Source organism: Paenibacillus sp. FSL R7-0331 (assembly GCF_000758645.1).
Taxonomy (GTDB): Bacteria; Bacillota; Bacilli; order Paenibacillales; family Paenibacillaceae; genus Paenibacillus_AQ; species Paenibacillus_AQ camerounensis.
In genome coordinates this window covers 59,486-80,000 of record NZ_CP009284.1, presented here as the reverse complement: position 1 = coordinate 80,000, position 20,515 = coordinate 59,486, and the positions used below count along the sequence as shown (strand labels likewise).

The following is a 20,515-nucleotide window of genomic DNA, read 5'->3' as shown; positions in this document are numbered from 1 at the left end:
GCGTTGCTTCGAATTAAACCACATACTCCACTGCTTGTGCGGGTCCCCGTCAATTCCTTTGAGTTTCAGTCTTGCGACCGTACTCCCCAGGCGGAGTGCTTACTGTGTTAACTTCGGCACCAAGGGTATCGAAACCCCTAACACCTAGCACTCATCGTTTACGGCGTGGACTACCAGGGTATCTAATCCTGTTTGCTCCCCACGCTTTCGCGCCTCAGCGTCAGTTACAGCCCAGAAAGTCGCCTTCGCCACTGGTGTTCCTCCACATCTCTACGCATTTCACCGCTACACGTGGAATTCCACTTTCCTCTTCTGTACTCAAGCCACCCAGTTTCCAGTGCGACCTCAGGTTGAGCCCAAGGTTTAAACACCAGACTTAAATAGCCGCCTGCGCGCGCTTTACGCCCAATAATTCCGGACAACGCTTGCCCCCTACGTATTACCGCGGCTGCTGGCACGTAGTTAGCCGGGGCTTTCTTCTCAGGTACCGTCACTCCGGTAGCAGTTACTCTACCGGACGTTCTTCCCTGGCAACAGAGCTTTACGATCCGAAAACCTTCATCACTCACGCGGCGTTGCTCCGTCAGGCTTTCGCCCATTGCGGAAGATTCCCTACTGCTGCCTCCCGTAGGAGTCTGGGCCGTGTCTCAGTCCCAGTGTGGCCGTTCACCCTCTCAGGTCGGCTACGCATCGTCGCCTTGGTGAGCCGTTACCCCACCAACTAGCTAATGCGCCGCAGGCCCATCCCTTAATGACAGATTGCTCCGCCTTTCATTCTCTTCTCAGGAGAAAAAAGAAATTATCCGGTATTAGCTACCGTTTCCGGTAGTTATCCCAGGTTAAGGGGCAGGTTGCCTACGTGTTACTCACCCGTCCGCCGCTAAGCTTACCCCGAAGGATAAACTCCGCTCGACTTGCATGTATTAGGCACGCCGCCAGCGTTCGTCCTGAGCCAGGATCAAACTCTCCAAATTGGTATTTAGAAAGAGCGATTGCTCATTTTGAAACATCTGACGAGAATTTGCATTCTCTACTTTTGGATCTCACCGAAGTGATCTCCAGATACTCACTCGTTGTTCAGTTTTCAAAGATCAAGCTCGTCGTCGCTAGCGATTATCTCGTCAGCAGCAACTCTTATACTATATCACATCCAGTCGTTCGTTGCAAGCTCTTTTTTTTAATTTCTTTTTTCGAGCTTAGCTTCGACGCTTTTCAGCGTTTCGCGGCCAGATATAGAATATATCATGTATAGAAACGTAATGCAAGCATTATTTTAAAAAAACTAACACTCATTAAAATAATGCCGTTAAGTCCTATAAACAAAGCAAAGGAGCTGCTTGCGCAGCCCCTTCAGTATTATGGGATTAGTCTTTATTCCGCATATGCGGGAACAGCAGTACATCGCGGATAGAGGCCGAATTAGTAAGCAGCATAATCAGGCGGTCTACGCCGATTCCAAGCCCGCCTGTTGGCGGCATGCCGTATTCAAGCGCACGGATGAAGTCATCATCCATCTCATGAGCCTCATCGTTACCCTGCTCCTTCTCGTGAATCTGTGCTTCAAAGCGCTGACGCTGGTCAATCGGATCATTCAGCTCGCTGAACGCGTTGGCATGTTCACGGGCTACAATAAACAGCTCAAAACGGTCTGTAAACCGCGGATCAAGATCATTTTTCTTCGCCAGCGGTGAGATTTCAACCGGATGCCCCATAACAAATGTAGGCTGGATAAGCGTTTCTTCTACAAACTGCTCGAAGAAGGCATTCAGAATGTGGCCGAATGTCATGTGCTTTTCAACCGGAACGCGGTGCTCCTTAGCCAGACGCTGAGCCTCCTCATCAGACATATGAACGCCAAAGTCAACGCCGGTCACTTCTTTGACAGCATCAACCATAGTAACTCGACGCCATCCCGGCGACAGGTCAACTTCCTGGCCCTGATAGTTAATCTTCTGGCTGCCAAGCACCTCTTGAGCGATATGAGCAATCATATTCTCAGTCAGCTGCATGATGTCTTTGTAGTCGGCATAAGCTTCGTACAGCTCAATCATCGTAAACTCAGGGTTGTGGCGTGTGGAGATTCCTTCATTACGGTAAACACGGCCGATTTCATAGACCTTCTCCAGACCGCCGACAATCAGGCGCTTCAAGTGGAGCTCGATAGCGATCCGCATATACAGCTGCATATCCAGTGTATTGTGGTGAGTGATGAATGGACGGGCAGCAGCGCCCCCCGCAATTGCATGCAGCGTAGGCGTTTCAACCTCAAGATAGCCAAGGGAGTCCAGATAACGGCGCATCGACTGGATAATCCGCGAGCGTGCAATGAACGTCTGCTGTACCTCAGGGTTAATGATCAGATCAACATATCGCTGACGGTAGCGCAGCTCGACATCCTTGAGCCCGTGATATTTCTCAGGCAGCGGAAGCAGGGATTTGGACAGCACCTCCAGATTGCTTGCTTTGATTGAGGTCTCCCCTGTCTTCGTCTTGAACACGGTTCCGCGTACTCCGATGATATCTCCCAGATCAAGCACGTTGAAAGCAGCATACTGCTCTTCAGGAATGCTGTCCTGACGCACATAAATCTGAATTTTTCCGCTCAGGTCCTGGATGTGGGCGAAGCTCGCTTTTCCCATAACCCGTTTAGCCATAATACGTCCGGCAATGCTTACATCCAGATTAAGCTCGTCCAGCTCTTCTTTGGTTTGTCCGTCGTATTTGGCCAGAAGATCCCCGGCTCCAGCTGTACGCTCGTACTTCTTGCCGAACGGATCAATTCCCAGCGCACGCAGCTCGTCCAATTTGGCACGGCGGATCCGCAGCAGCTCACTAAGCTCTTTCTCCGAAGTCTCAACCGTATTTAATTCCTCAGTCATGTTCATTCATCCTCTCTAAAACCATCATGTCATATACATAAGAAGAAACGGAGCCCCTCATGGAGCAGGGCAGTCCGTTTCAGTAGAAATCCGAAAAAAGCTTCCCTAAGGAAGCTTTCAGGGGTGTAACGGTTAGTTACTTCATTGTGATATCAAGAATTTTATATTGAATGACGCCTGCAGGAACACTGACATCGACGACAGTGCCAATTTTTTTGCCCATAATGGCTCTGCCTACCGGACTTTCGTTGGAGATTTTATTGTTAAGCGGATCGGATTCAGCTGTCCCAACGATCGTATATTCCATTACGTCACCATATTCCAGATCTTCAACACTGACGGTTACTCCGACACTTACCACATCAGTAACAATTTCGTCGCTGTTGATAATCCGGGCGTTGCGGAGCATTTTCTCCAAAGTGATAATACGGCCTTCAATAAAAGCCTGCTCGTTCTTTGCGTCCTCATACTCCGAGTTCTCGCTGATATCTCCGTATCCGATTGCCACTTTAATCCGTTCAGCCACTTCACGGCGCTTAACAGATTTGAGGGTCTCCAGTTCTTCTTCCAGACGTTTAAGTCCGTCCGGCGTAAGGATGACTTCTTTCTCGCTCATCTTAACCGATTCTCCTGTCGTATACATTTATTGAAAACACCATACTATATGCGAATCCGGAGGGATCAGAACCCTCCATGCTGCATTAACGCTTGCTGTAACGGCGATTTTATACTGTGAAATTATATTGGAACCGTTACTAAATGTCAATGACGTACGGGAAACACTGTTAATTCGGGGATCTGCGCAGGAAACGGCAGACTGACGGGAAGGCTACGGCTCCCGGTTAGTGACAGTTGAATACTCTATTGAGATTTCCGCTCTTGGAAAAAAGGGACAGATGCGAAGCCTGCATCCGTCCCTTTTATTCATATGACATTACAACGCCATAAGCGCAGCTCCGGTGTCCTGATCCTCTTCGTCTCTAAGCTGGTCGACAAAATCATGCAAAATCCGCACCATCTCATCCCGCTCGGTTCCTTCCATGATGTGATCCTTTACCCGTGCCGCAGCCCTGAAGCCTTTGAGGTACCAGGCCAGGTGCTTGCGCATTTCGCGAACAGCCACCGCTTCTCCCTTGAGGGCGATCAGACGGTCCATATGCAAAATAGCTACCTTGATCTTCTCTTCTGCTCCAGGTTCGGGCATCAGCTCGCCTGTACTCAAATACTGCACGGTCCGGTATAGCATCCATGGATTGCCCAATGCGCCGCGGCCAATCATTACGCCATCACAGCCGGTCTGGTCGAGCATCGCCCGCGCATCCTCAGGGGTATTAACATCACCATTGCCTATAACCGGAATGGAGACAGCCTCTTTAGCCATCTTGATATACTTCCAGTCGGCACGCCCGGTGTAGAGCTGCTCACGGGTACGGCCGTGTACACTGACCGCCTGTCCTCCGGCACGTTCAACCGCGCGCGCATTCTCCTCGACAAAGATATGCTCGCTGTCCCAGCCGATCCGCATTTTGACGGTAACCGGCTTATCAACCGCTTCTACAACAGCCGATACCATCTCGTAAATCTTGTCAGAGTTCAAAAGCCAGCGGGCGCCGGCATCACACTTCGTCACCTTGGGTACAGGACAGCCCATGTTGATATCAATAATATCCGCATTGGTCTCCTTATCGACAACCTTAGCCGCTTCAACCAGTGACGCCCGGTCACCGCCAAAAATCTGCAGGCTAAGCGGCTTCTCCCGCTCATCGACAAACAGCATCTCGCGCGTACGCTTGTTACCGTGCAGGATCGCCTTATCACTAACCATTTCCGCACAGACCAGGCCTGTGCCGAATTCTTTGGCAATCAGGCGGAATGCCGGATTACATACGCCGGCCATCGGTGCCAAAACGACCTGGTTCTTCATTTCAATACCGCCGATTTTCAGCATACAATTCACTTCCTCAAAATATTGTTGTATATAAATGCTGTCCGCATCAAGGATCTCTGTCTTAAAGAGCGGGATCGGCCAGTTCTTCGGCTGAAATACCGAGAACGTCCGCAATTTTATTTAAAATTTTATCCTCTAAACGTCGGTTTCCCCTCTCCACCGCACCCAGCACGGCAAGAGAAATTCCGACAGAATCCGCCAGCTGCTGTTGGGTAAAGCCTTTTAGCTTCCGGAATGCTCTGACCCGTCTTCCCATTCTTTTGATGTCCACAAGCGCATTCCTTCCTTTCCGTCCAAATCTTGAAGCGCCGCAGCCAGCTTTCCATAGAGGAGCGACTGTGAATCATCCTGCGGGACAATGTCACTCAGGGGAACCAGCACAAATGCCCGCTCCATCATCCGCGGATGCGGCAGTGTTAAATCAGGTGTGTCTAAGGTCTGGCCGTCTACCCATAATAAATCCAGATCAACCGTCCGCGGACCGTAACGGATATCACGTACACGGCCGAGCTGGTTCTCAATCTCCAGCATCGCCTGAAGCAGCGCTTCCGGTGCAAGCGTAGTACGGAGTGCAGCTGCCATATTCAAAAACTGCGGCTGATCGAGGTACCCGACCGGCTCTGTCTCATAAATGCTGGAGCAGCGGACGACTTCGATTCCCTCATGCCGGTCAAGCCTCTGTAAAGCTTCCTTCAGCGTACCCTCACGGTTACCCAAATTCGCCCCTAAAGCAATATAAGCCTCTGATGCCTCAGAGGTGGAATGTATGTTCATGGACCTGTCTCACTTTCTCGTTCTGCGCAGCTCTACGGTCACACCCTGAAAATGAATGTCGAACGGCGGATGCGGTTTGGTCACCTTTACCGTTACCGCATTGATAATAGTATAAGTGTCCAGTAACGCGGATGCAATATGTTCCGCCAAAGCTTCAATTAACTTAAAGGACTTTGTTTCGACAATATTTTTTACGGTGTAATGTACCTCGGCGTAATTCACAGTCTGGGTCAGATCATCATTCTGCCCTGCCGCCTGAAGGTCAAGCTCAAGCTCCAGATCAACGTAGAAACGCTGCCCCAGCTTACGCTCCTCTTCAAACACGCCATGATATCCGTAGTATTCCATGCGGTGCAGCTTCATTTTATCCATATAGAGTACCTGCCTTTTAGTTAAAATAATCCTTCTCAGACAGAGGGGTTATTACCGCGCCTGCAAGGAGGAGGAGTACAGCATCGCATCGCACATCTGCACAGTACGTTTAATTCTGGCTACATCGTGCACCCGCACGATCTGACAACCCTGGGCGATCCCAAAGGCCACTGTTGCAGCAGTTCCCTCGACTACATCATCAGCCGGAAGCTCCAGCACAGTGCGGATGAATTTTTTGCGTGAGGTGGCCAGCAGTACCGGATAGCCCATAGCAGACAAACTGTCCAGCGCCATCATTGCCTGCAGATTCTCGGTATAGTCCTTGGCAAAGCCGATTCCCGGATCAAGAATAATATTGCCCGGATCGACGCCTGCCGCTAATGCCAGCTCAATACTTTCCTGCAGATCAGCCGCCATATCGGCTTGCAGATTCTGATAGTTACGGTCATGGCGGTTATGCATCAGAATAATCGGACAGCCCGCTTCTGCAGCTGCCTGTGCCATATCCGGGTCCGCTTTTGCCCCCCATACATCATTGATAATATGTGCTCCCGCCTGAATAGCCTGACGGGCAACCTCCGCCTTATACGTATCTATAGAAAGGATCAGCTGCGGGGCTGCGCGGTGAATGCTTTTAATAACCGGCAGTATCCGGTCCAGCTCCTCCTGCATACTCACCGGCTCATGGCCCGGCCGCGTAGATTCTCCGCCTATATCAATAATATCTGCTCCTTCTGCAGCCATCTGCAGCGCATGCTCCACCGCCCGGTCAGGATCGGCCCACAGTCCTCCGTCCGAAAAGGAATCCGGTGTCACATTCAGGATGCCCATAATCAATGTCCGGCTGCCCAAGGAGAGGGTGCTGTCTGGAAAATGATAGGTCCGCTTATAGATAACAGGTTTCATCTCAGGGCCTCCGTCCTTTCTCTGTACAATCTGATCAGCCCGGCTGTGTATCTTCCACAAAAGCCTTTACCAGCTTGAAAAGGCTCGTTGCCCTGCCACAGCATCGTTACCGGAACAATCTCCTGTATGGAGTTCGTCAAAAATATCTCATCAGCCTCCAGCAGCTGCTCCCAGCGGTAGAAGCCTTGTTCTGCCTGTAGACCGGCTTCCGGAGCCAGCGCGAGCACCATTTCCCGGGTAATTCCCGGAAGAATTCCTGCCCTGATATCAGGGGTATACAGCACATCACCTTTAACGTAAAAGATATTGCTGACTATCCCCTCGGCAATATAGCCTTGTCCGGTCAGCATTAGCCCTTCTGCTCCGCCGGCGGCTGAGACGTATCCGGCAAGCTCACGCTTAGCCAGAATGTTATTCATGTAATGCAGTGATTTCAGCCTCACCGGCCCTTCCGGCGTATTGCGCGGTGTGCTCAGTAATTGCAGCCCCTTGCCTTCCAGGTACAGTGCCGGGTCCAGCTTTGGCAGCTCCTTAATATACAGCAGATGGTTAGGCTGACGGTACTCTCCCGCCGGAAGACCCAATATATCTTCTCCTGCGGTAACAGTATAACGGATGTATGCTTCCTGCAGGCCGTTCGCCTCCATTACCTGCTTAATCCATTTACCGAGAGCGGCTTCATCTGCATCAAATGGTATACCGAGCTGTCTGCAGCCGGCAGATAGTCTTTCTAAATGCCGATCCAGCAGAAAAGGAGCCCCGCCATAGGTACGGAAGGTCTCAAACAGACCCATCCCGTACAAAAAGCCGTGATCCAGAGCGGACACCACGGCGTCTTTGGCTTCAACTGCTTTATGGTTCAATCCTATATATTTCATGCCGGCTCTCCGGCTCTCCGTTTCAGGAAGTTGCGGAGCATTGTATGCCCATGATCGGTAATGATGGATTCCGGATGGAACTGCACACCTTCAATCGGGTATTCTTTATGGCGCAGCGCCATAATCTCACCTTCGGCTGTCTCCGCAGTAATCTCCAGGCAGTCCGGCAGGCTCTCCCGCTCAACAATCAGCGAGTGGTATCTTGTAGCCGTGAACGGCGATTCCATGCCCTCGAAGACAGAGGTGCCGTTATGGTGGATCGGCGATGTTTTGCCGTGCATCAGACGCTCCGCACGAATCACATTTCCGCCAAAGGCCTGTCCGATAGCCTGGTGTCCCAGACATACGCCAAAAATCGGAATGACGCCCTTAAAGTACTGCAGCAGCTCAAGGCTGATCCCCGCTTCATTCGGCGTACACGGTCCCGGTGAAATCAGGATATGATCGGGCGCCATAGCCTCAATCTCCCCGATCGTAATCTCATCATTGCGGTGCACCTTTACGTCTTCCCCAAGCTCTCCCAAGTACTGCACCAGGTTATAGGTAAAGGAATCATAGTTATCGATGACCAAGATCATAGTGCTGCTCCCCCTTTGGCTCTGCTCGCGGCCTGGGATTCATGCTGCAGCTCGCTGCAGAGAACCGCCTTGACCACTGCTTTGGCTTTGTTATGGCACTCCCGGTATTCACGGTACGGCTCAGAATCAATCACAATACCCGCACCTGTCTGAATATAGCCTGTCCCGTCCTTCACTGCCAGTGTTCTTATTATAATATTTAATTCCATATTGCCGTTATAGTCAATCCAGCCCATAGAGCCCGTATACGGCCCCCGGCGTACCGGCTCCAGCTCTTCGATGATCTCCATCGTGCGCACCTTGGGCGCGCCGGTAATCGTGCCGCCTGGGAACAAGGCGGCCATCACATCATAAGCATCCTTGCCGGAGGCGATGCGCCCCTCCACCTGCGAGACGAGATGCATCACATGCGAGTATCGCTCCACGGTCAGCAGCTCAGGCACGCTGACCGACCCGTACGCAGCGACACGGCCGATGTCGTTGCGCTCCAGATCGACAAGCATAATATGCTCGGCGATCTCCTTCTCGCTCCCGCGAAGCTCCGCCTCCATGGCGGCGTCTTCCGCGGGAGTGAGCCCCCGGCGCCGGGTGCCGGCAATGGGGCGTGCTGAGACCTTGTCCCCGTGCAGCTTGACGAGCAGCTCCGGCGAAGCGCTGGAGAGCGCGAAGCCTGGCGAGCGGAGCAGCCCCATGTACGGGGACGGGTTGAGCCTGCGCAGCCATTCATAAACATCCTCCGGCGGGGATTTCAGCTGCGCCTCCTGGCGCAGCGAGAGGTTCACCTGGAATACATCGCCCTGGCGGATGTATTTCTGAACATCCAGCACAGCCTGCTGGAATTGTTCAGGAGAGAAGGCTGACTGCATGCCGGGCCATTGTCCGGACAGGCTCACGCTCTCTTCGATTGCAGCGATGATGCGGCTGTTTTCCTTCTGCGAGTACTCTTCCGGCACCGGCGCAATGCAAAGCTGCTTCCACTCCTCCAGCATCTCTTCTGCACGTGCCGCTGCTGCTGCATATTGAGCCTTCAGGGCGGGCGGATGTCGTCTGGAATCATCAGCCACCGGAACATGGACCGTGCAATAAAGGCTGTTGTCCTCGTGATCGTAGATCCAGAGCTCTTCAAAACGCATAAACAGATAATCAGGGAATCTAGGATTGTCTGCAGCCAGTGAAGGCAGCTCCTCAAGGGAGCGGACTACATCATAGCTGAGAAATCCGATGCAGCCTCCGGCAAACGGCGGCAGCTCCGGCAGATCCATACGCGGCGATGAATATGGCTTCATCCAGCCATGCAGCACATCAAGCGGTTCGCCCTGAAGCTCCACAGGCACCGGTTGAGCCGCAGCATTGTCTGCTGCCATCCGCGGCAACGTAAGTACCTCAGCCCGCCCGGCCTTTCCTTCCAGTACAGAAACAGGCTGCAGTCCTAAATAGGTATACCGGCCTCCCTTTCCGCTCTCCAGTACCACCGAATAAGGTGAAGCCTGCTTCCAGGCACTTATCCATGTTGCCGGAAGACCAGACTGATTCCGGGCCGATCGTATAATTAAGGGCAGAACGCTCCAGCTCCCGTCAGCCCATTGTTCCCAATCCTGATACGCTGTTAAGATCTCCAAAGCCATCCTCCTAAAAGTTTTGTGAAGCTGACGCTTCTTTGTTCTACTCCGCAGCAAAACTTGCTTCGAAAGCATATGCTTAAGTTTTGTGAAGCTGACGCTTCTCTTCGTTCTACTCCGCAGTAAAGCTCACTTCGTTCATCATATATTGCCTGTCAGTATACTGTACTTCGCGCAGCTTTGAAAGCCCCGGATGATGATTTCCTGCAAAAATAAACCGGATTCTTCACAAAATCATTTTTACGGTATGCATCACTGTATCCTCATCTACAGCATATACCAAAAAGAACCTTCACTATCCCTGTACAAGCGGATAGGAAGGCTCCCGTTAATATCTGCCTATTATTAAACTTCGAAGTTGTAAAGCGGTGTGCTCAGGTACCGCTCACCGTTACTTGGAATAACAACAACCACTTTTTTGCCCGCACCAAGCTCCTTGGCAACCTTCAGAGCTGCAAAGACAGCAGCACCGGAGGAAATACCGGACAATACGCCTTCTTCTTTGGCTACACGGCGTGCTGTTTCAAATGCTTCATCATTCTCAACATGAATAATCTCGTCATAGACGTTCTGGTTGAGAATCTCAGGAATGAAGTTAGCACCAATCCCCTGGATTTTGTGTGGACCCGGCTTACCGCCGGCCAGAATCGGAGATGCTGCAGGCTCTACAGCATAAACCTTCACTCCAGGATATTGCTTCTTCAGCACTTCGCCTGCACCGGAGATTGTTCCGCCTGTACCGATACCTGCAACAAAGGCATCCAGAGGTCCGCCAATGGATTCGATTGCTTCCACGATCTCAGGACCTGTAGTTTCAAGGTGAATCTTAAGATTGGCTTTATTCTTAAACTGATCTGCAAGGAAGTAATCCGGATTCTCAGCCAGGATCTGCTCGGCTTTCTTAACCGCACCGTTCATTCCTTCGGAGCCCGGAGTCAGCACGAGTTCTGCACCATAGGCACGAAGCAGGTTCCGGCGCTCAAGGCTCATCGTTTCAGGCATAACAATGATCGCTTTGTAGCCTTTGGCAGCAGCAACCAGCGCAAGGCCGATACCGGTATTGCCGCTTGTAGCTTCCACGATCGTTCCGCCCGGCTTAAGCAGACCTTCCTTCTCAGCCTCTTCGACGATGCTGAGGGCAATACGGTCTTTAACGCTGGAGCCCGGGTTCTGATATTCCAGCTTCAAATAAATCTCTGCTGAACCTTCCGGGGCAAGGCGGTTCAGACGGACGAGCGGGGTGCCACCGATCAGATCTGTTACACTGTTAACGACTTTAGCCATGAGCAAAAAACCTCCTTGGAATAGTAAATGATATATGAGTACGTAACTTGTGACAGATGTCTTCAGTATGTAATACCTTCACCAGGATATCCGTACCGCAGCGCCAAGTTATAACGCTGTACAGCGGCTGTCTTGTGTCTTCTGCCGCCGATCATTCCCGACTAAATCAGTAGGTTTTACATTTATCCTCATATTATCAATCTTGCAGGCCATTGTCAATATATATCGCTGTATCATATTTCTTGCGCAGGTCGCTTTCCACCTGCTGCAGCGGAGCCGCCTGCTCCAGTGCCAGCTGTTGCCTTACCTGTTCCCGGACTTCTGTCTTATCGGCCCCGGGAGGCTCAATAATCCGCTCAACCCGGATTACAGCATAGTCCTCGCCGGCCGGCAGCGGGCCTGCAATGTCACCGGCTTCAAGCCCGGCTGCTGTCCTAAGCAGCTCGGACGGCCAGAACGGATCATCTTCCTCCACCGTCCCGATGCTCCCGCCGTGCTCTCTGCTTTCAGCATCCGTCGAGACCTCGCCGGCCACAGCAGCGAAATCCTCGCCCTCCTCTAGACGGTCCATCACAAGACCTGCCTCTTCGTAAGTATCCACCCTGATTATGGATAGCTGCAGCTGTTTTTTGGGGGCAAAACGTTCTGCATTCTCAAGCAGATATTGATCAATTGCCGCATCGCTTATCGTTATGCCTGCGGTTGCCACTGCCCGAAGCGTAAGCCGGTAAACCGTCTCTTCGCGCACCTCCTGACGGGACAATCCGAGCTCTGACAGCATTTGTGCGTAATACTGCTCCTCAGAACCGTATCCGGCCATGCTGCGCAGAAGCTCTTCTTCAATATCATCATCCGTTACAGTAATGCCAAGCGCTTCGGCTTCCTTACCGACTACAATGTGATTGAGCATGGACAGCAGCACTTCATCTCCATGTTTTTTGGCAAGCTCATCCATCCATTCACGGTCTGTTACCGGCTGTCCGCCAGCAGTGGCAATGTCTGCCGGTTCTCCCTCCGCAGCATCTCCCTTGAGAACAGCCATAGCCCGCAGGCTCCAGAAGAGCAGTCCGCCAAGTACCATAGTACCGATTGCAAGGATAACAACGGCATTTCGCAGCACGCGCTCCTGTCTAGTCATCATCGCACAGCCCTACGATCTTGCTTGATCTAGGATCGCCTGCATTTCGTCCTTCTTAAATAAATAGGCTTCGTTGCAAAAATGGCATACAACCTCCGCCTCATCATCCTCTTCAATTAACCGCTCCAGCTCGGCCTCACCCAGACTGATCAGAGTCTGCTCAACCCGCTCGCGCGAGCATTGACACTTAAACGCAATATCAAGCCCGTCAAGAATAACCGCATCCGGCAAAAGATAGGTCAGCATCTCTTCAGGCTCCAGTCCCTGATCCAGCAGCGCCGTAACAGAAGGCATCGTGCTCAGTGTCTGCTCAATTTCGCTGATTTCAGCATCCGTAAGACCCGGAAGCAGCTGAATAATGAAGCCGCCCGCTACACGGACTGAGTTATCAGTCTCAACGAGCACGCCAAGCCCTACCGCTGCCGGTGTCTGTTCAGAAATGGCAAAGTAGTAAGTAAAATCATCGCCCAGCTCGCCCGAAACAATGGGTACACTGCCACGGTACGGTTCTTTAAGCCCCAAATCCTTACTTACATCGATAAATCCTTCCGTTCCCACAGCGCCTGCAACGTCCAGCTTCCCAAGGCTGTTACTTGGCAAATGAACATGCGGATTGCTTACATAGCCCCGCACTTCCCCACGGGCATTAGACTCAGCGGTAATCTGTCCAATCGGACCGTTGCCTTTAACCATTACCGTTAGCTTCTCTTCTCCCTTAAGCATAGCGCCCATCATAGCTGCAGCGGTTGCTGTACGGCCCAGCGCAGCCGTGGCTGTCGGGTACGTGTCATGTCTGCGCCGCAGCTCATCAACAAGCTCTGTTGTCCGGACAGCAAATGCTCTCACTCTGCCATGGAGTGCAGTTCCCCGTACCAGCCGGTCCTTTTTATTATCCATTGGGTCATACCCTCCTGTCTCTGAGCCTGATTCAGGCTTCTTTATCTTTATTGGTTACGGTCATAAATAATACGCAGACCTTCAAGTGTAAGCATCGGGTTCACTTCATCTATGCAATCCGTCTCTCCGGCAATAAGTGTAGCCAGCCCTCCGGTCGCGATGACCTTCAGCACGGGTGCGTTCATCTCCTGCTTGATTCTCCGTACAATTCCCTCAACCTGCCCGGCATAGCCAAAAATAATTCCGGCCTGCATAGCATGTACGGTATTACGCCCAATTACCTTCTTGGGCTTCTCCAGCTCAATGCGCGGCAGCTTGGATGCCCGCTGGTACAAGGCCTCGGTCGAAATTCCAAGCCCCGGAACAATTGCCCCGCCCAGGTAGTTAGCACCGGCATCGATACAGTCGAATGTAGTCGCTGTCCCGAAGTCCACTACCACAAGCGGACATTTATATTGCTCAATAGCAGCTACCGCATTTACAATCCGGTCTGCCCCTACCTCGCGCGGGTTTTCATACCGCAGGTTAAGACCGGTCTTAATACCGGGACCAACAAGCAGCGGATCTTTGCCGATATATTTTACACACATCTCCACAATAACTTGAACGAGCGGAGGCACGACAGACGAGATAATTACGCCCTCCACGTCCTTGAACGAAATATTCGACATTTGGAACAGATTATGAATCAGTACGCCATATTCATCAACTGTAGACTGGCGGGCCGTACTGAGCCGGAAATGATGCAGCAGTTCACGCTTCCGGTATATGCCGAGTACGATGTTAGTATTGCCGATATCGACTGCAAGCATCATGAGAGCGTTCCCTCCTTCCGGGCGTTCAAATCCAGGCTGATATCCAGACTGTTAAAGGAGTACGTCAGCCGGCCTACAGAAATCACATCCACACCAGATTCAGCAATAGCGCGTATGGTTTCAAGCGACACGTTTCCTGAAGCTTCTGTTTTGACATGCGGGGCTTTGGTTTTAATTCTCCGGACTGCTTCCTTCATCAGATCAGGCGCCATATTGTCCAGCATAATAATATCTGCACCGGCTGCAAGCGCCTCTTCCACCTGCTCAAGGCTCTCTGTCTCCACTTCAATGGTCATTGTATGCGGGATATTCGCCCGGGCCCGGCCGACTGCCTGAAGAATGCCGCCGGCTCCCTTGATATGGTTGTCCTTAATCATTACAGCATCATATAGACCGAACCGGTGATTCGCTCCACCCCCGACACGGACCGCGTACTTCTCCAGCATCCGGTGACCCGGCGTCGTCTTGCGTGTATCCACCAGCCTTGTCTTTAAACCGTTGAGCTCCTCTACAAAAGCGGCAGTCCGGGTAGCAACACCCGATAACCGCTGCATTAAGTTAAGCGCAAGCCGCTCACCGGTGAGAATGGCATGCGTACTTCCTTCCACCTCGGCAATTACCGTTCCTTTAGATACATTCTGGCCTTCCTGAACCAGAGTCATGAATCTGAGTGACGGGTCGACCACCTCAAATACCAGCTCGGCTACAGGCAGACCGCAGATTACTCCGGCTTCCTTCACATGGATAATACCCTTGGATTCATGTCCTGCCGGTATCGTTGTCCGGGTAGTAATATCACCGGAGCCTACATCCTCCTGAAGCCAGCTCTTGATCAGCTGTACCAGCTCTTCATTATAACCGTTAAACATCATCGCTAAATTCCTCCACTATGCCCAGATCACGGATCTGGAGTAAATGTTTCTGCCAGTTTGCATCATCCCGCAGCGGATAATCCTCCCGGTAATGGGCTCCGCGGCTCTCCTGCCGTGCCAAAGCAGATTCTGTAATCAGCAGGCAGCAGGTGAGCATATTGGCGAACTCATATTCCTCACGTCTGGTGAGTGCAGCACTAAAAATCGGCAGCTGCCGCTTCAGCTCATCCAGCCCTTTATTAAGCATTCCCTCATTACGCCGAAGACCGGCATAACGTACCATCACCTTCTGCAGCTTCAGCCGGCGCTCCACAATAGCCTGGGTCGGCTGTTCTGTACGGCCCTCATTGCAGCCGGCAGAGAGGCTGGTCCAGTCGGCCGGAGCAAGCCCGCGGATGCGTTCTGTTATCCTCCGTCCGAAAACAATAGCTTCTGACAAAGAGTTGCTGGCCAGTCGGTTAGCTCCCTGTACTCCCGTTGATGAAACCTCTCCACAGGCAAACAGCCGGGCGATATTGCTTTCCCCGTTCAGATCGGTTTTAATGCCTCCCATCATATAATGCGCAGCAGGAGCCACCGGAATCCAGTCACTTGTAATATCCAGCCCGTAACCCATACAGGTCTCATAAATGGTCGGAAAACGGTGCTTCACCATATCGGCCGGTTCGTGGGTGATATCAAGGTATACAAAAGTTGATTTGGTCAGCTCCATCTCACTGACAATAGCCCGGGCCACAATATCCCGCGGTGCAAGCTCAAGCAGTTCATGATACCGCTCCATAAAGCGTTCTCCGTGAATGTTGCGCAGTACTGCCCCCTCGCCGCGCAGTGCCTCCGAGATCAGAAAGCGCGGTGCTCCGGGATAGCTCAGCGCTGTCGGATGGAACTGGATAAATTCCATATCGCGCACATGGGCTCCTGCCCGGTAAGCAATTGCAACCCCGTCACCGGTGGCTACTTCAGGGTTGGTGGTATAGCGGTATAATTGGCCTGCCCCTCCGGAGCAGAGCACGGTGGCGTCCGCCTGCAGGAACAGCCGCTCCCCGTTAGGCCGCAGCACCAGTGCACCTGCACATTCGCTGTTCTCCGTAATCAGATCGATGACAAAATGATCATCCCAGACCTCTATATTCTCTTCCTGCTTCACCTGCTCTATAAGTGCACGTACAATTTCGTATCCGGTAGCATCTCCGTTGGCATGTAAAATACGGCGGTGGCTATGCGCCCCTTCCTGGGTTAAAGCCAATACACCGTTCTCTTCATCAAATATGGTGCCCAGCCGGATTAGCTCGTGCACACCTGCAGGCCCTTCATGAACCAAGACATCGACTGCCGATGAGGAGTTAAGCCCGGCGCCAGCCAGCAGAGTATCCTGCCGGTGGTATGCCGGTGAATCTTCTTTGGAGAATACCGCAGCAATCCCGCCCTGTGCATACCGGGTATTGCTCTCCATCAGCGACTTCTTGGTAATCACGATAACCTTCCGGTCCTCAGCGGCCTTAATTGCAGTGAACAAGCCCGCTATACCTGATCCGATAACAATAACATCAGTTTTAACTGAAGGAAGCGCGTGAACATCGAAATCTACTAAATATTGTGGAATCATGACCGCAATTCACCTGTTTCAACGAAAGAGTAGCGCATGCTACCGGACTTGTAGCATGCGCTCTAAGGAGGTTCTGGCTTTGTCGGCGACAGCAGGCGGTACGTAAATCTGCGGCTTCATCGTCTCCAGGCATTTCACCAGTTTTTTTAGATTATTTACTTTCATATTAGGGCAGACAAGGAATTTTGTCGCAAAGTGGAATTCCTTATCCGGACTGTCCAAACGCAGCTGGTAGCCAGTTCCGTCCTCTGTTCCAACGATAAACTGCCGGCGGTCCGATTTCCGGCAATAATCGATAATTGAGGTGGTGCTGCCTACATAGTCACCCATTGCAACAACTTCAGGACGGCACTCCGGATGAACTACAAATTCAGCCTCCGGATATTTGGCCTTCATTTCAATAACATCTTTAACCGTAAGCATATCATGGGTGTTACAGTAGCCTTCCCAGATAATCAGCTTCTTGCCGGTTTTCTCCTGAACGTAATGCCCCAGATTTTTGTCCGGTACCCAGATAATCTCTTCCGCATCCAGTGACTCAATGACTCTGACCGCATTAGCAGAGGTACAGCAAATATCTGTCTCTGCCTTGATCTCAGCTGACGAGTTAATATAGGTTACGACTTTAGCGTTCGGATGCTGAGCCTTGAGCCTGCGGAGTCCATCTACATTAACCATATCAGCCATAGGACAGCCGGCGCGTTCGTCAGGAATAATGACCGTTTTGTTCGGAGCAAGAATTTTAGCGCTTTCTCCCATGAAGTGAACGCCGCAGAATACGATGACTTCTGCATCTGTCTGCGCTGCCTTTTGGGCCAGTAAAAAAGAATCCCCACGGAAATCTGCCACTTCCTGTATTTCATCACGCTGATAATAATGAGCTAAAATAATGGCATTGCGTTCCTTCTTAAGCTGTTCGAGGCGCCCACGAAGTTCACGATTCTGTTCCTGCTTGCGCTCAAGCGCCAAAGCTTCCACGGTTAATTCTCCCCCTTAATTCTAATGGCTTCTATGCCTGCTTTATGAATTCACAATAATTTAATAGTTAATCACTAATGTACACAACGTAATCCCCACTGTCAATGTAACGGTCCTGATTCAGTATGCCCACGGGATAATAAAAAGTCAGAATGACAATTAATGAGGAAGCTAGCCCCCAGCCTATTGCTCCATAAAAAAAACCGGAGAACCAATTGGTTCTCCGGTGGCCGATCTTTCAGGCTTACTTTACATTAGGTTAGACGAGGTTGCCGCCTCCGTCTTTATTGTTGCCGTCCGGATCATTTCCGTCTCCGGAGTCCGGCTTGTTCGGAATGTCTTTAGTCAAATCAGGCAAAGTGGAAGGTGTTTCATCGGTCTTGCCCTGAATGCGGACACGAACATCGCCGATGGAATCAATAACAGGTTCTCCTGCCTCATGAGTTACACCTGAATCCTCTGATGGTTCTCCGTCTTCAGTAAGGAAGCCCTGCTCAATCAGTTCTCTGATCTGATCAAGTTCCAGTGTTTCTTTCTCAAGAAGAGTGTTCGCAATCAGATGCATTTCCTTGGAATGCTTAGTCAGAAGCTCACGGCAGCGCTCATAGCAGCTGCGGATAAAGTTCTGCATTTCCTGATCGATTTCATAAGCGATGGAATCACTGTAGTTCTGCTCGTGCCCGATATCGCGGCCCAGGAATACCTGACCCTGCGATGTGCCGAACTGCATTGGTCCCAGCTTATCACTCATACCGTACTGCATAATCATGCTGCGCACGATGCTTGTTGCCTGCTGGAAGTCACTGTATGCACCCGTTCCGATTTCACCGATGAACATCTCTTCGGCAACACGTCCGCCGAGGAGTCCGGTTACCTTATCAAGCAGCTCCTGCTTGGTAACCAGCATCCGGTCTTCCTTCGGAAGCATAATGACATATCCGCCTGCGCGTCCGCGCGGGATAATAGTAACCTTGTGAACCATATCCGCATGCTCCAGGAAGTAACCGGCAATCGTGTGGCCTGCTTCGTGGTAAGCAACGATCCGTTTCTCGCGGTCGCTGATAATACGGCTGCGTTTCTCGGTACCGACGATTACACGGTCGATCGCTTCATCTACTTCGCGCATTCCGATATCCTTGCGGTTACGGCGGGCGGCGAGCAGGGCTGCTTCATTAAGCAGGTTCTCCAGGTCCGCACCGGTAAATCCGGTAGTGCGCTTCGCGATAACATCCAGCCTAACGTCCTTGGTCAGCGGTTTGTTGCGGGAGTGAACCTTCAGTACAGCTTCACGGCCCTTCACGTCAGGGCGGTCAACCGTAATCTGACGGTCAAAACGTCCCGGACGCAGCAACGCCGGATCCAGTATGTCTGCGCGGTTGGTTGCCGCGACGATGATAATGCCCTCGTTGCCGCCAAAGCCGTCCATTTCAACGAGCAATTGGTTGAGCGTCTGTTCACGTTCATCATGTCCGCCGCCGAGTCCGGCGCCGCGTTGACGGCCCACTGCATCAATTTCATCAATGAAGATGATACATGGAGCATTCTTCTTGGCGTTCTCGAACAGGTCACGTACACGGGAAGCACCGACACCGACAAACATTTCTACAAAGTCGGAACCGGAAATACTAAAGAATGGAACGCCTGCTTCACCGGCTACTGCACGGGCCAGGAGCGTTTTACCTGTACCCGGAGGGCCGACGAGCAGTACCCCTTTAGGGATACGGGCACCCACTGCAGCGAACTTACGCGGGTCCTTAAGGAATTCAACAACTTCGACAAGCTCCTGCTTCTCTTCATCCGCACCGGCAACATCTTCGAAGCTGATCTTCTTCTTTTCTTCATTGTACAGGCGGGCTTTGCTCTTACCAAAGTTCATCACTTTGCCGCCGCCGCCCTGTGCATTGTTGAACAGGAAGAAGAACAGGATGAACATAATAACCAGCGGGATAATGGAAGAAAGGAATGTCAGCCAGATGCTGTCGCCTTCCATTTTCTTCTGAGTCAGCTCAACGCCATTGGAATCACTGGCGGCAATGAGCTCATTGATCGCTGCATCTGTAGGAGGAACATATGTGGAGAAGTTTTTCGATTTGGTATCAGCCGGTAAATTTTTGTATTCACCGGTAACCAGGAAGGCGTTGCCTTCAAACTGAATCGTCATGCTCTTCACATTGTTAGCCTTGATCTCCTGCCGCAACTCATCGTATCTAGGGAAATCGGCGGATTCATTTCCATTGCTTACAAACTGGACAATGCCCACCACGACTAAAAATAAAATCAAATAAAAACCAGAATTCCGGATGAACCGATTCATCCCCTACCTCCTCTCACAACGCTCAAGTTATTGTACCATAGCCTGCCCGGGGTCCTCAAATAACGTCAGGTCCGGGAATCTGATCCTTAGATCTAAGGCTGTCGAATCGATTATTTAGTGTAAACTTCAGGCTTCAGCACACCGACATAAGGGAGGTTCCGGTATAGCTCGGCATAGTCCAGACCGTAGCCTACCAGGAAGGCATCAGGAATCACAAAGCCGGTATATTCGGCTTCTAGAGTAACTGCGCGGCCTGAAGGCTTGTCGAACAGGGTCACTACTTTAATGGAAGCGGCGTTCCGTCCCTGCAGCATGTCAATCAAGTAGCTGAGCGTGAGGCCACTGTCGATAATGTCCTCTACAATCAGAACATCGCGGCCTTCTACCGAGGTATCCAAATCCTTAATGATTTTGACGATGCCGGACGACTTAGTCGTACCACCGTAGCTGGATACCGCCATAAAGTCCATTTCAACGGGTACTGTAATGACTTTAACCAGATCTGCCATAAAGATAAACGCGCCTTTGAGTACACAAATCACTAAAGGCGTGCGTCCTGCGTATTCTTCGCTCAGCTGGGCGCCAAGCTCCCTGATTCTTTGTTGAATTTCCTCTTCGCTGATCAAGATTTCCTGAATATCATTCTGCAACTTGCGA

19 protein-coding genes and 1 rRNA gene (1 of these 20 only partly in view) are annotated in these 20,515 nt (G+C 51.5%); all 20 read right to left on the bottom strand.

From position 1 onward, the window contains the following. Positions 1-974, bottom strand: a 16S ribosomal RNA gene (locus R70331_RS00385); it reaches 574 nt to the left of the window's first position. A gap of 390 nt (positions 975-1,364) precedes the next feature. Further along, positions 1,365-2,879, bottom strand: a complete 1,515-nt coding sequence (gene lysS, locus R70331_RS00375) for a lysine--tRNA ligase (protein ID WP_042171902.1) — start codon at positions 2,877-2,879, stop codon at positions 1,365-1,367. A 136-nt stretch (positions 2,880-3,015) separates the two neighbouring features. Continuing rightward, positions 3,016-3,495, bottom strand: a complete 480-nt coding sequence (gene greA, locus R70331_RS00370) for a transcription elongation factor GreA (RefSeq protein ID WP_042171900.1) — start codon at positions 3,493-3,495, stop codon at positions 3,016-3,018. Positions 3,496-3,813: 318 nt separating this feature from the next. Continuing rightward, positions 3,814-4,827: a tRNA dihydrouridine synthase DusB gene (dusB, locus tag R70331_RS00365; protein WP_042171897.1), complete on the bottom strand. Its 1,014-nt coding sequence runs from the start codon at positions 4,825-4,827 to the stop codon at positions 3,814-3,816. A 61-nt stretch (positions 4,828-4,888) separates the two neighbouring features. Then, positions 4,889-5,098: a helix-turn-helix domain-containing protein gene (locus R70331_RS30875; protein WP_042171895.1), complete on the bottom strand. Its 210-nt coding sequence runs from the start codon at positions 5,096-5,098 to the stop codon at positions 4,889-4,891. Continuing rightward, positions 5,050-5,601: a 2-amino-4-hydroxy-6-hydroxymethyldihydropteridine diphosphokinase gene (gene folK / locus R70331_RS00355; RefSeq protein WP_042171893.1), complete on the bottom strand. Its 552-nt coding sequence runs from the start codon at positions 5,599-5,601 to the stop codon at positions 5,050-5,052. The genes R70331_RS30875 and folK overlap by 49 nt, the downstream gene beginning before the upstream one ends. Positions 5,602-5,610: 9 nt before the next feature. After that, positions 5,611-5,973, bottom strand: a complete 363-nt coding sequence (folB, locus tag R70331_RS00350; protein ID WP_042171892.1) for a dihydroneopterin aldolase — start codon at positions 5,971-5,973, stop codon at positions 5,611-5,613. A gap of 51 nt (positions 5,974-6,024) precedes the next feature. Further along, positions 6,025-6,879 carry a dihydropteroate synthase gene (folP, locus tag R70331_RS00345; protein ID WP_042171890.1) on the bottom strand — a complete coding sequence of 285 codons (855 nt, stop codon included), beginning with the start codon at positions 6,877-6,879 and terminating at the stop codon, positions 6,025-6,027. Continuing rightward, entirely contained in the window at positions 6,876-7,757 is an 882-nt protein-coding gene (gene pabC / locus R70331_RS00340) for an aminodeoxychorismate lyase (protein ID WP_042171888.1), read from the bottom strand. Before pabC ends, folP begins: the two co-directional genes overlap by 4 nt. Beyond that, positions 7,754-8,335 carry an aminodeoxychorismate/anthranilate synthase component II gene (gene pabA / locus R70331_RS00335; protein ID WP_042171886.1) on the bottom strand — a complete coding sequence of 194 codons (582 nt, stop codon included), beginning with the start codon at positions 8,333-8,335 and terminating at the stop codon, positions 7,754-7,756. The genes pabC and pabA overlap by 4 nt, the downstream gene beginning before the upstream one ends. Beyond that, positions 8,332-9,954, bottom strand: coding sequence for an anthranilate synthase component I family protein (locus tag R70331_RS00330; protein ID WP_231576382.1), 1,623 nt, complete (start codon positions 9,952-9,954; stop codon positions 8,332-8,334). The genes pabA and R70331_RS00330 overlap by 4 nt, the downstream gene beginning before the upstream one ends. Before the next feature lie 345 nt (positions 9,955-10,299). Further along, positions 10,300-11,238 carry a cysteine synthase A gene (gene cysK / locus R70331_RS00325; RefSeq protein WP_042171883.1) on the bottom strand — a complete coding sequence of 313 codons (939 nt, stop codon included), beginning with the start codon at positions 11,236-11,238 and terminating at the stop codon, positions 10,300-10,302. Positions 11,239-11,434: 196 nt separating this feature from the next. Continuing rightward, a complete protein-coding gene (locus R70331_RS00320; RefSeq protein ID WP_081947420.1) occupies positions 11,435-12,379 on the bottom strand; it encodes a peptidyl-prolyl cis-trans isomerase in 945 nt (314 codons plus the stop codon). A 9-nt stretch (positions 12,380-12,388) separates the two neighbouring features. Then, the gene (gene hslO / locus R70331_RS00315) at positions 12,389-13,273 is read right to left on the bottom strand and encodes an Hsp33 family molecular chaperone HslO (protein WP_042171881.1); all 885 of its coding nucleotides are present in this window, start codon (positions 13,271-13,273) and stop codon (positions 12,389-12,391) included. Positions 13,274-13,320: 47 nt separating this feature from the next. Next, positions 13,321-14,088: a type III pantothenate kinase gene (locus tag R70331_RS00310; RefSeq protein ID WP_042171879.1), complete on the bottom strand. Its 768-nt coding sequence runs from the start codon at positions 14,086-14,088 to the stop codon at positions 13,321-13,323. Next, positions 14,085-14,960: a carboxylating nicotinate-nucleotide diphosphorylase gene (gene nadC / locus R70331_RS00305; RefSeq protein WP_042171878.1), complete on the bottom strand. Its 876-nt coding sequence runs from the start codon at positions 14,958-14,960 to the stop codon at positions 14,085-14,087. The genes R70331_RS00310 and nadC overlap by 4 nt, the downstream gene beginning before the upstream one ends. Then, the gene (gene nadB, locus R70331_RS00300; RefSeq protein ID WP_042171877.1) at positions 14,950-16,566 is read right to left on the bottom strand and encodes an L-aspartate oxidase; all 1,617 of its coding nucleotides are present in this window, start codon (positions 16,564-16,566) and stop codon (positions 14,950-14,952) included. The genes nadC and nadB overlap by 11 nt, the downstream gene beginning before the upstream one ends. A gap of 39 nt (positions 16,567-16,605) precedes the next feature. Next, positions 16,606-17,544 (bottom strand): quinolinate synthase NadA, encoded by a 939-nt coding sequence (gene nadA, locus R70331_RS00295; RefSeq protein WP_042171876.1) that lies wholly within the window; start codon positions 17,542-17,544, stop codon positions 16,606-16,608. 259 nt (positions 17,545-17,803) lie between these two features. Beyond that, positions 17,804-19,858, bottom strand: a complete 2,055-nt coding sequence (gene ftsH / locus R70331_RS00290) for an ATP-dependent zinc metalloprotease FtsH (protein ID WP_042171875.1) — start codon at positions 19,856-19,858, stop codon at positions 17,804-17,806. A gap of 110 nt (positions 19,859-19,968) precedes the next feature. Further along, entirely contained in the window at positions 19,969-20,508 is a 540-nt protein-coding gene (gene hpt, locus R70331_RS00285; RefSeq protein ID WP_042171874.1) for a hypoxanthine phosphoribosyltransferase, read from the bottom strand. Positions 20,509-20,515: the final 7 nt, after the last annotated feature.